6 protein-coding genes are annotated in these 11,075 nt (G+C 66.2%); 1 reads left to right on the top strand and 5 read right to left on the bottom strand.

Annotated elements, in window-relative coordinates; genetic code table 11:
• Positions 1 to 114: 114 nt before the first annotated feature.
• Together EGJ22_RS09220 and EGJ22_RS09215 are read right to left on the bottom strand one after the other, a co-directional pair.
• Positions 115 to 1,734, bottom strand: coding sequence for an FMN-binding glutamate synthase family protein (locus EGJ22_RS09220; protein WP_029887765.1), 1,620 nt, complete (start codon positions 1,732 to 1,734; stop codon positions 115 to 117).
• Between the two features lie 160 nt (positions 1,735 to 1,894).
• Entirely contained in the window at positions 1,895 to 6,169 is a 4,275-nt protein-coding gene (locus EGJ22_RS09215) for a DEAD/DEAH box helicase (RefSeq protein ID WP_029887764.1), read from the bottom strand.
• 133 nt (positions 6,170 to 6,302) lie between these two features.
• On the opposite strand from EGJ22_RS09215, the gene EGJ22_RS09210 reads away from it, so the two are divergent.
• Complete coding sequence (locus EGJ22_RS09210) at positions 6,303 to 6,716, top strand: NUDIX domain-containing protein (RefSeq protein ID WP_029887763.1); 414 nt, start codon at positions 6,303 to 6,305, stop codon at positions 6,714 to 6,716.
• Here EGJ22_RS09210 and metR read toward each other — a convergent pair.
• The 3 genes from metR to EGJ22_RS09195 all read right to left on the bottom strand — a co-directional run bounded on the left by metR (position 6,700) and on the right by EGJ22_RS09195 (position 11,010).
• Entirely contained in the window at positions 6,700 to 7,617 is a 918-nt protein-coding gene (metR, locus tag EGJ22_RS09205) for a transcriptional regulator MetR (protein ID WP_029887762.1), read from the bottom strand. The two genes, EGJ22_RS09210 and metR, sit on opposite strands and share 17 nt — an antisense overlap.
• A gap of 163 nt (positions 7,618 to 7,780) precedes the next feature.
• Positions 7,781 to 9,109, bottom strand: a complete 1,329-nt coding sequence (locus EGJ22_RS09200) for a sigma-54 dependent transcriptional regulator (protein ID WP_009684540.1) — start codon at positions 9,107 to 9,109, stop codon at positions 7,781 to 7,783.
• On the bottom strand, positions 9,106 to 11,010 hold the full coding sequence (locus EGJ22_RS09195; RefSeq protein WP_029887761.1) for an ATP-binding protein: 1,905 nt from the start codon (positions 11,008 to 11,010) through the stop codon (positions 9,106 to 9,108). Before EGJ22_RS09195 ends, EGJ22_RS09200 begins: the two co-directional genes overlap by 4 nt.
• Positions 11,011 to 11,075 lie beyond the last annotated feature (65 nt).

Here is an 11,075-nt window from a genome sequence, read left to right as displayed (position 1 = left end):
CGCGGGCGGCGCTCGATCTCACAGGCGCTGAAGATGCTCCGGCTACCCTTGCCAGGAACCATAGAATCTCCCACAGGGATCGCAGCAGGGCTGCCAAGCAGCCCCCGGGGCGCGTCAGGCCGCGGCCTCACTGTGCGGCTCGAAGCTGTCGGCCCTGGCCAGCTGCCACATGCGCGAGTAGAACTGGCCATCCACCTCGCCGGTGAGCAGCTCGCCCGGCTTGAGGAACACATGCATCTGCGAGAACAGCTTGATCTCGGTGGCCGAGATGCGGCGCACCAAGTGCTTGGCCTCCAGCTGTGCAGGGTGTTCCAGGCCAGCCGCCGCCAGCATTTCTGCCAGCGCGCGCAAGGTGTTGTGGTGGAAGTTCAACACCCGCTGGGCCTTGTCCGGCACTACCAGTGCGCGTTGGCGCAGCGGGTCTTGCGTGGCCACGCCAGTGGGGCATTTGTTGGTGTGGCAGCTTTGCGACTGGATGCAGCCAATGGCGAACATGAAGCCGCGCGCCGAATTGGCCCAGTCGGCGCCAATGGCCAATACACTGGCGATGTCGAAGGCGCTGACGATCTTGCCGCTGGCGCCCAGCTTGATCTTGTCGCGCAGGTTCAGCCCGACCAAGGTGTTGTGCACGAACAGCAACCCCTCACGCAGGGGCACGCCAATGTGATCGGTGAATTCCACCGGCGCCGCGCCGGTGCCGCCTTCCTTGCCATCGACAACGATGAAATCCGGCAGGATACCGGTCTCCAGCATGGCCTTGGCGATGCCCATGAACTCCCACGGGTGGCCCAGGCAGAACTTGAAACCCACCGGCTTGCCGCCGGACAGTTCGCGTAGCTGGGCGATGAACTGCATCATCTCGATGGGGGTGGAAAAGGCGCTGTGCCGTGATGGCGAAATGCAGTCTTCGCCCATCAGCACGCCACGGGTCTCGGCAATTTCCTGGGTGACCTTGTGCTTGGGCAGGATGCCGCCATGGCCAGGCTTGGCGCCCTGGCTCATCTTCACTTCGATCATGCGCACCTGCGGGCTACGGGCTTGTGCGGCGAAGCGCTCAGGGTCGAAACGCCCGTCCGCGGTGCGGCAGCCAAAGTAGCCGCTGCCCAGTTCCCATACCAGGTCACCACCGTGTTCACGGTGGTACGGGCTGATGCTGCCTTCGCCAGTGTCATGGTGGAAGTTGCCCAGTTTGGCGCCCTGGTTGAGCGCGCGGATAGCGTTGGCGCTGAGCGAGCCGAAGCTCATGGCCGAGATGTTGAAAATCGAGGCCGAATACGGCTGGCTGCACTGCGGCCCACCAATGATGATGCGGAAGCTGGCCGGGTCGGCCAACGGCGCCGGGCGCATGGAGTGGCCAATGAACTCGAAGCCGGACTGGTACACATCGATCAAGGTGCCGAACGGTTTGTCGGAAGCTTCGTTCTTGGCCCGGGCATATACCAGCGAGCGCTGCGCACGGGAGAACGGCAGTGCGTCGCTGTCGGACTCCAGCAGGTACTGGCGGATCTCCGGGCGGATGGCCTCTACCAGGTAGCGGATGTTGCCCAGGATGGGGTAGTTGCGGCGCACGGCGTGGCGCTGCTGCAGCAGGTCGAACAGCCCGATCAGGCTGAGAACGCCGGCGGTCAGGGTGAAGGGCCACAGCCATTCATGCTGGCTGAAGGGCAGGCTCGCCAAGGTGAACAGGACACAGGCGGCGAAGAAGGCATAGCGGCTGAGAAGTGACAGGCTCATACGGGGTCCTTGCGATGGCGCGGTCAGGCTCAGGGCCTGGGGGCAAACCCCGACCATAGCCAAGTTGCCGGGCGCTGCAAATTAAAATCGGGGTAGCGAAAATCATTCTCGCCACGCCAAGCCTCAGCAGCCCTGGCCCATGCTCGGCAAGGCAGGCTGTTTACGGTGCCCCGCGCAGCAGCTTCTGTCGCCAGCTTTCCTGCTCGTGCGCGGGCGCCTCGCTCAGGTACACAGGGCGCCCGGCCACGCGCTTGGCCACTGGCACGCCGTCGCGGTACAGCAGGCGGTTGCCGCTCACCGCCGGCACCTTCACCCCCGGTAGCAACGAGCCGATCAGGTTCAGCGGGTCACTGGCACTGACCACCTGCAGTGCGCCGTCCGCCTCGCGCCGGCGTACCTGGCGCAGCAACCCGACCGCCTCCGGCAAGGCAAATTGTTCACCGGCCAACCCGGCAATGAAGCGCCCCCCGCGGATCTCGCCGCGTGCCTCCAGCCGGTGGTAGCAGCGCAGCAGTTCCCGCCACGGCGGCAGTACATCGCTCTCGCGCTCCAGCAGCCGCCAGCACACCACGCCATAGCGCCTTAGCAGGGCGTGGGCGATATGCTCCAGGCGCTGGCTGTCATCCGCCGTGCCCTGGCGCAGCAATGCCCAGCGCCCGGCATGGGACATGCTGCTGGACAACGGTCCGTGGCCGCGCCGGCGGGTGCGTGAAGCGCGTTTCGCCGCCGGGGCGATCAGGCTGCGCAGGCCAGTGAAGCTGTCGGCACCTACCAGGCCGGCACCCACCAGTTCCTGCAACGCTGTTTCCAGTTCGCTGGGTAGCAGGCGGGCATCGTGGGTCAGTTCGTCGAAGAACAACGCGCCCTGAGCCTGCAGCACCTCATGTACCCGCTGCGCCCGTGCGCCAAGGCTCTGTACGGCAGGCGCGGGCGCCAGGCTGCGCCACAGCCCCAGGTGCTCCCGAGGCAGCAACACCAGCGGAGTGCTCGACAAGGTGCTGCCTGAGCGGGTCGCGGCCAGTCGGCTCCAGGCGAATTGCCCGCTGCGGCAGGCATCATCGAGCCAGTGGGGGCTGTAGTCGTGGATCCGTGCGGGCAGCAGTTCGGCCTCCCAGGCTGCGGCCGCACTGGGGAAGCCCTGCAACTGCCCAAGCACTTCGGCTACAGCCTGCGGGCCACGCAGGCGCGTGTCAGGTGCCAGGTGCTGCCAGTCGAACAGAAAACGCATGAAGTCCTGCAGGCTGACCGGCTCGATTTCGCGACGCAAGCGCTTGACCGTGTAGCGGTGGATGCGTGCCAGCAAATGGCGTTCGCACCATTGCAGCTCGCTGGCGGCCGGGCTGAAGTAGCCGCGCAGCACGTAACCTTCGGCTTCCAGGCGGGCCAGGGCCTGTTCGACTGCCTGCGGCGGCATGCCCAATGGCGCGGCGATCTGTACCAGCGTCTGCGGGCCATGGGCGCTCAGGCGGCCACGCAGCAGTTCCCCCAGGGCATTGTCGGGCTCGATGGGCTGGTCGAAGCCAGGCAACTGTTCCAGCACCGGTTCGAGGGGCGTCGCCGGGTAGATCGCCTGCAGCAGGTTCAGGCGCTCGCGGGCCAGCCACAACTGCTCACGGGGCAGGCGCAAGGCGCGGCCGGCCTTGGCCAGTTGCCTGAGGAACAGGTTCCAACCAGGGTTGGCGCTGACCTGCGCCTGGCTGATGGCGCCCAGGCTCATCAAGGTTTCGTGCATTTCGTCGCTATTGCGCGGCTGCGGCCAGGCCTCGGCGGCCACGGCAGCGATGGCGTCGGCGTCCAGTGCGCCCAGGTCGTCACTGCTGTGCACCTCGTTCCAGCGCCGGTTGAGCACCGCCTGGGTACGCCGCTCTTCCAGCGGTGCGTCGTCGAGGAACGTATAAGGCCGGGCATTGAGAATGGCCGACGCCAGCGGCGATGGCGCAGGCAGATCGCGGCACAGCAGGCGTACCGCCCCGCTTTCCATGCGCCTCAACAGGGCCAGCCAGCCCGTGCAATCCAGGGCCTCGTGCAGGCAGTCGTCGAGGGTCTGCTCGACCAGCGGGTGCTCGGGTATCTGCCGCTCGCCGGCGATATTTTCCAGGCAGGCGATCTGGTCGGGAAATACCGCGGCAACCAGGTCTTCGCTTTTCATGCGCTGGATTTGCGGCGCGACTTTGCGCCCGCCCACGAAGCGCGGCAGGGCCATGGCGACACTGGCGTTCCAGCGCCAGCGCACACCGAACAGTGGCGCTTCGAGCACGGCCTGTATGAGGAGGGCTTCTGCGGTGCCGCTTTTCAGGTAACGCCAGACCTCGTCGAGGTCGAAACTGTGGCTGGTGGACAGCGACAGCACGATGGCGTCCTCGCTGGCGGCCGCCTGCAGTTCGAAATTGAAGGTGCGACAGAAGCGTTTGCGCAAGGCCAGGCCCCAGGCGCGATTGATGCGGCTGCCGTAGGGCGAATGGATGATCAGCTGGGTGCCGCCGGAGGCATCGAAGAAGCGCTCCATCACCAACGTTTCCTGCGAGGGCAGGGCACCGAGCACATCGCGGGTACGGGCCAGGTAGTCGAGCAACTGCTCGGCGCAGTCTTCGCCCAGCTCGAACGTACCCTGCAACCATGCCGACACCGCGCGGGTATCGCCGTCGGCCAGCGTCAGCTGCTGGTCAAGCTGTGCCTGCAGCCTGGCCACGGCCGCGGACAGTTCGTCGCTGCGGCCAGGCGCCTCGCCGAGCCAGAACGGAATGGTGGGCGGCAGCCCTTGGGCATCCTCCACCCGAACCCGGCCCGACTCGACGCGCAGAATGCGGTACGAGGCATTGCCCAGCTGGAAGATGTCGCCTGCGATGCTCTCCACCGCGAAGTCTTCATTGACGCTGCCAATGTTCAGCGCCTGCGGCTCCAGCAATACGCTGTAGTCGGCATTGTCCGGAAGGGTGCCGCCACTGGTCAGCGCGGTCAGCTGGCTGCCGCGTCGGCCCCGCAATGTGCCGCTTACCGCATCGCGGTGCAGGTAGGCACTGCGTACGCCCTGGCGGCCGTTGTAGCCCTCGGCAAGCATGCGCAGCAGGGCCTGGTAGTGCTGCTGGTCGAGGTGGGCATAAGGTGTGGCCTGGCGCAGGCAGTCGAACAACGCCTGTTCGTACCACGGCTGGTTGCAGGCTTCGGCGACGATCTGCTGGGCCAGCACGTCCAGGGGCGCCCGGGGTATGTGCAGCGCCTCCAGTTCACCCCGGCGTACGCAGTCGAGCAGGGCCACGCACTCGATCAGGTCGTCACGCGATGTCGGGAACAGGCGCCCTTTCGGCACGCCATCGACCTGGTGGCTGGCGCGGCCAACCCGTTGCAGGAAGGCGGCAATCGAACCCGGCGAGGCCACCTGGCAGACCAGGTCGATGTCGCCAATGTCGATGCCCAGCTCCAGTGACGCCGTGGCCACCAGCACCTGCAACTGGCCGTGCTTGAGCCGTTGCTCGGCGCTCAGGCGCAGCTCCTTGGCCAGGCTGCCATGGTGCGCGGCCACGGCATCCTTGCCCAGGCGGTCGCTGAGGTGGCGGGTGATGCGCTCAGCCAGGCGCCGGGTGTTGACGAAGACCAGGGTGGTGCGATGCTCGCGGGCCAGGGCTGCCAGGCGGTCGTAGACCAGGCCCCAGACATCGGTGGCCATGACCGCCCCCAACGGTACCGGCGGCAGCTCGATGGCCAGGTCGCGTGGCCGGGCATGGCCAACATCGACAACCGCGCAGGGCCGGCCGCTCCCGACCAGAAACTGCGCCACCCGCGCCACCGGGCGCTGTGTGGCAGACAGGCCGATACGGCGCAAGGGCCGGCCTGCCAGGGCCTGCAAGCGTTCCAGGGTCAGCGCAAGATGCGCCCCGCGCTTGTTGCCGGCCAAGGCGTGGATCTCGTCGACGATTACCGTATGCACGTTGCGCAGGCCTTCACGACCAGACGCCGAACCCATCAGTACATACAGGGATTCAGGGGTCGTGACCAGAATGTGCGGTGCCAGCTTGCGCATGGCGGCGCGTTCTTTTTGCGGGGTATCGCCGGTGCGCACGGCGGTAGTGATGCGGGGTGCAGCCAGGCCCTGTTCTGCCAGGGCCTGGCTGATACCCTCAAGCGGGGCTTGCAGGTTGACGCGGATGTCATTGGACAGCGCCTTGAGCGGCGAAACATAGACCACCTGGGTCTGCGCCGGCAGCTGACCCTGCTGCGCCAGGCCCTGGCAGAACAGTTCATCGAGCACGGCCAGGAACGCGCTCAGGGTCTTGCCCGAGCCGGTGGGTGCGGCCAACAGCATCGACTGGCCGCCATGGACCAAGGGCCAGGCCTGGGCCTGGGCATCGGTAACGGTTGCGAAGTGGCGGCCGAACCAGGTGCGTACGGCGGGGTGGAACAGTTCGAGCACCGGGTGCTGTTGGGCGGGCAGGTTCATGGGTTGGTTATGGAGGGGCATGGGCGCTTTGGCAAGGGGCCGTTCGTCTGGCCGGCACCCGCGACAATGGCCTTGTCAGCCCAAGCGAGCCCGTGGGATCCTCCCCGGCCATTGTTGCCAGCGAGTTCAGCCCATGCCCAATACCATTCGCATCGCCGCCGCCCTGTTGCTCGACCCGCAGGGGCGCACCTTGCTGGTGCGCAAGCGTGGCACCGAAGCCTTCATGCAGCCGGGGGGCAAGATCGATGCGGGTGAAACGGCGCTGCAGGCACTGGTGCGCGAACTGCACGAGGAATTGGGCCTGCACATCGACCCGGCCCAGGCCGTGTACCTGGGCCAGTTCACTGCCACGGCCGCCAATGAGCCCGGCTTCGAGGTGCAAGCCGAGCTGTTTCGAGTCGACAGCGCCGCTGCCGTGGTCCCGGCGGCAGAAATCGAGGAGGTGGTATGGCTGGCTGCAGATCAGGCGCCAGACCAGCCACTGGCGCCCTTGACCCGCGACCTGATCCTGCCGCTGTACCGCCAGTTGCTCAGCGCACCGCGCTGACGCCGTCGAGGGTGGCGAAGGAGGTGTCCTTGGCGGTCAGCAGAAAGTCGCGCATGTACGGCGCATCGAGCATGTCGGTGCGCACAGCGGCGTAAAGCGTGGCAAACAGGCCTTTCTCGCCCAGGCGCTTGCCTTTCACATAACCCCGCGCGCTGTACTCATGCAAAGCCCAGTGCGGCATGCCGCACACCCCCCGGCCGCTGGCGACCAGCTGCATCATCATCACGGTCAGCTCCGAGGTGCGCACGGCGGCCGGCTCGACGTCGGCCGGCTCCAGGAAGCGGGTGAAGATGTCCAGGCGGTCGCGCTCCACCGGGTAGGTGATCAGGGTCTGGTCGAGCAGGTCCTGGGGCACGATATACGGCTTGCAGGCCAGCGCATGCTGGTTGGCGACCGCCAGCATGGCTTCGTAGGTGAACAGCGGCACGTAGGTGATGCCGGCCAGGTCCACCGGGTCGGAGGTCACCACCAGGTCAAGGTCACCACGGGCCAGGGCTGGCAAGGGTGCAAAGGCGAAGCCGGAGGCCAAGTCCAGCTCGACTTCCGGCCAGGCATCGCGGAACTGGTCGATGGTCGGCATCAGCCACTGGAAACAGCTGTGGCATTCGATTGCCATGTGCAGGCGCCCGGCGGTACCGCCGGCCAGGCGTGCGATGTCGCGTTCGGCACCCCGTAGCAACGGCAGGGTGGCATCGGCCAGTTGCAGCAGGCGCAGCCCGGCGCTGGTAAAGCGTATCGGCTTGCTCTTGCGTACGAACAGCGGCAGGCCCAGGCGTTCTTCCAGCTCCTTGAACTGGTGAGACAGCGCCGACTGGGTCAGATGCAGGCGCTCGGCGGCTTCCACAAGGCTGTCGGCCTCGCGCAAGGCATGAAGGGTTTTCAGGTGGCGGATCTCCAGCACTGCTGACTCCGGGGTGTGAATGGGGTGAACGAAGCAATGAGTTGAGTTTCGCTCATGTTGGCAACGCTGTCGACTGGGCTTAGCGCCGCACCGCCTGCGGCGGGCCCAACACCCACTGGGGCCCGAATACCCGCGCCGCAGGCGCTTCACACCGTTGTTGAGGTCAACCGAGGCCGTATTTTTTGACCTTGTCGAACAGCGTGGTCTTGGCCATGCCCAGCTCCTGGCTGGCCTGGCTGAGGTTGCCGCCGGTGCGTTGCAGCGCATCGCTGAGCAGGTTGCGTTCGAACGCCTCCACCGCCTCGGCAAAGCCCAGGCCTTGGCTGGCCCCCCCGCTGGGCCCTTTCTTGAACGCCGGCAGGCCCAGGGCGTAGCGTTCGGCCACGTTGCGCAGTTCCCGCACATTGCCTGGCCAGTCGTGGGCGAGGAGGCGGGACAGGGTCTGGCTGTCCAGGGTCGGTGTTTCCCGATCGAAGCGCAGGGCCGATTGCTGCAGGAAGTGCTCGAACAATTGCAGGATGTCTTCGCGGCGCTCGCGCAGCGGTGGCAGCTCCAGGGTCACCACGTTCAACCGGTAGTACAGGTCGCTGCGGAACTGACCGCTCTGGCCCAGGCTATCGAGGTCGGCCTTGGTTGCCGCAATCACCCGGCAATCCACGGCAATGCTCTGGTTTGACCCCAACCGTTCCAGGGTGCGCTCCTGCAAGACGCGCAGCAGCTTGATCTGCAGGTTGATCGGCATGCTCTCCACCTCGTCGAGGAACAGCGTGCCGCCATTGGCGTGTTCGATCTTGCCGATACGGCGCTTGCCGGCACCGGTGAAGGCGTTGGCCTCGTGGCCAAAAATCTCGGTCTCGAACAGGTTTTCCGGCAGGCCCCCACAGTTCAGCGCCACGAAGGGCTGGCCCTGGCGACGGCTGAAGTCATGCAGGCAGCGCGCGACCAGTTCCTTGCCGGTGCCGGTCTCGCCCTCGATGAGCACGTTGGCCGAGGTGTCGGCCACATTGGCAATCAGCTCGCGCAGGTGCTCCATGGCCGGCGAGCGGCCGATGATACGGCCTTCCAGGCTGCTCTGTTCGGCCAGCTGGCGGCGCAAGGCAACCACTTCGCGCGACAGCCCCCGTTGCTCCAAAGCGCGGCGCACCACGTCGACCAGGCGTTCCGGGGAGAACGGCTTTTCCATGAAGTCGTAGGCACCATTGCGCATGGCGCCTACGGCCATGTCGATGTCGCCGTGGCCGGTGATCAGTACCACCGGCAGGCTGCGGTCGCGGGCCTTGAGGCGGTTGAGCAGCTCCAGGCCGTCGATGCCGGGCAGGCGGATATCGCTGACGACGATACCAGCGAAATCGTCGCCGATGCGCTCCAGCGCCTGCTCGGCACTGCCCACACCTTCGCAGGCGATGTCCTCCAGGGCCAGTGCCTGCTGGCAGCCGAGCAGCACATGCGGGTCGTCTTCGACGATCAGGACGGTAAGAGGCGCTTGGTTCATGGGTGCTCTGCCGATTCGTTAGGGGGCGAAACCAGGGGCAGGGCCAGGACGAAGGCGCTCCCGCCGGTGACGGGGTGCTCGACGTTGAGGCTGCCCTTGGCCGCAGCCGCAAGGCTCGCCGACAGGGTCAGGCCCAGGCCCAGGCCGTGTTCGCCCGGTTTGGTGGTGAAGAAAGGTTCAAACAGGTGCTTGCGCGCCTCGGCGTCGATGCCGTGGCCATTGTCACGCACCTGCAGACGGTATTTGTCGCCCTGCACTTCGCCCTCCAGCCACAGTTCGGGCTGTGGCTGCGCAGCCATGGCATCGAGGGCGTTGCCGATCAGGTTGACCAGGATTTGCTCCAGGCGGGTCTGGTCGATGGCCAGTTGCTGGTCCTCGTAGTGGTTGTGCAGCTGCAAGTGGCAGGCGCTGATGCGGTTGCCCAGTACTTGCAAGGTGGCTTCTATCGCCTTGGCCAGGGAAGCCTGGCCACTGTCGTCGCTGCGCCGGGCGAACGAGCGCAGGCTGGCAGTGATGCGGCCCATGCGGTCAATCAGGTCGTTCATGGTGCGCAGGTTGGTGCTGGCGGTTTCCAGCGCCCCGCGTTCGAGGAAGCGCACCGTGTTGCCAGACAGCGTACGCAAGGCAGCCAGCGGCTGGTTCAGCTCGTGGGCGATGCTGGTGGACATCTGCCCGATGGCTGCCAGCTTGCCGGCCTGCACCAGCTCGTCCTGGGCGTGGCGCAGCGTTTGTTCGGCGTGCCGGCGCTCGCGAATCTGGCCTTTCAGGCGTTCGTTGCTGGCACGCAGGTCGGCGGTGCGTTCGGTAATCCGTCGCTCCAGCTGGCTGTTGGCTTCCTCCAGCGCCTCGCGTGCGGCCAGGCGGGTGGCGATGACTTTGCGCCGCTCGTTCCAGGCGATGCCGAGGATGGCCAGCAGGGCGAAGGCGACCCCCACCAGAATGCCCTGGACCATGGATTCGCGGCGCAGGTCCTGCAGCGGGGTGAGCAGGGTGAAATGCCAGGGCGTGTCGACCAGCCGGCGGGTCTGGGCCAGGTAGGCCACTTCGTGGGGCTCGCCGTGGGCAGTCTCGCTGTTGGCGGGGAAGGTCAGTTTTTCCACGCCATCGGCCAGGGTCTCGCGGGCCAGGGGCTGCAACTCGTTCAACGGCCACCAGTAATACTGCAGGCTGCGCGCCAGCCGTTCCTTGGTTTGCGCGGTCAGCGGGCGTACCGACTTCAGGCGCCTGGCAGGGTCGCTGGAAAGGATGATGATGCCGTTCTCGTCGCTGACGAATGCCTCCAGGCGCGCCCGCTGCCAACGTTCTTCCAGGGTATCCAGGCGTACCTTGATCACCGCCACGCCAATGATCTTGCCGTGTTCCTCGAGCCCGTGGGCCAGGTAGTAGCCAGCCTCGCCCGTGGTGCTGCCGATGCCGTAGAAGCGCCCAGGTTCGCCGCGTACGGCAGTCTGGAAATAGGCGCGGAACGACAGGTCTTCGCCCAGGAACGAATCGGCATCGCGCCAGTTGCTGGTGGCCTGGACCCGGCCATTGGTATCGAGCACGAAAATTGCCCGGCTGCGGCTGCGCCGGTTCAGGCCTTCGAGGTATTCGTTGACTGCCTGGCGCGAACCGCCATCTGGGTCGGTGAGCAGGTGCGAGACGCTGTCTTCCAGCTCCAGCAGGCTCGGCAGATAGGTGTATTTGCTGATCTCGCTTTCGACCGTGCGCGCGTGCAGCTCCAGCTGGCGTTCACCGTTTTCGCTGAGGGTGCGAATACCGTTGCTCTCGCTGATCAGGTAGCCAGCCATACCCAGGCCGACCATCAGCAAAATGATCAGTGGTGGCAACAGCAATTGACGGAGCAGGCGGGATTTCACGGCAGGCTTGGCAGGGAGAAGAAGCGAAGGATCGCATTTCATCACAGTGGCCTTGTCACGACCAGCGCCTGCTGCCCGATTGGGCAGCCGCGCCGACCGGTTCAATG

This window comes from Pseudomonas sp. p99-361, assembly GCF_003935475.1.
Classification (GTDB): domain Bacteria; phylum Pseudomonadota; class Gammaproteobacteria; order Pseudomonadales; family Pseudomonadaceae; genus Aquipseudomonas; species Aquipseudomonas juntendi.
This window is presented reverse-complemented; position numbering and strand designations above follow the sequence as displayed.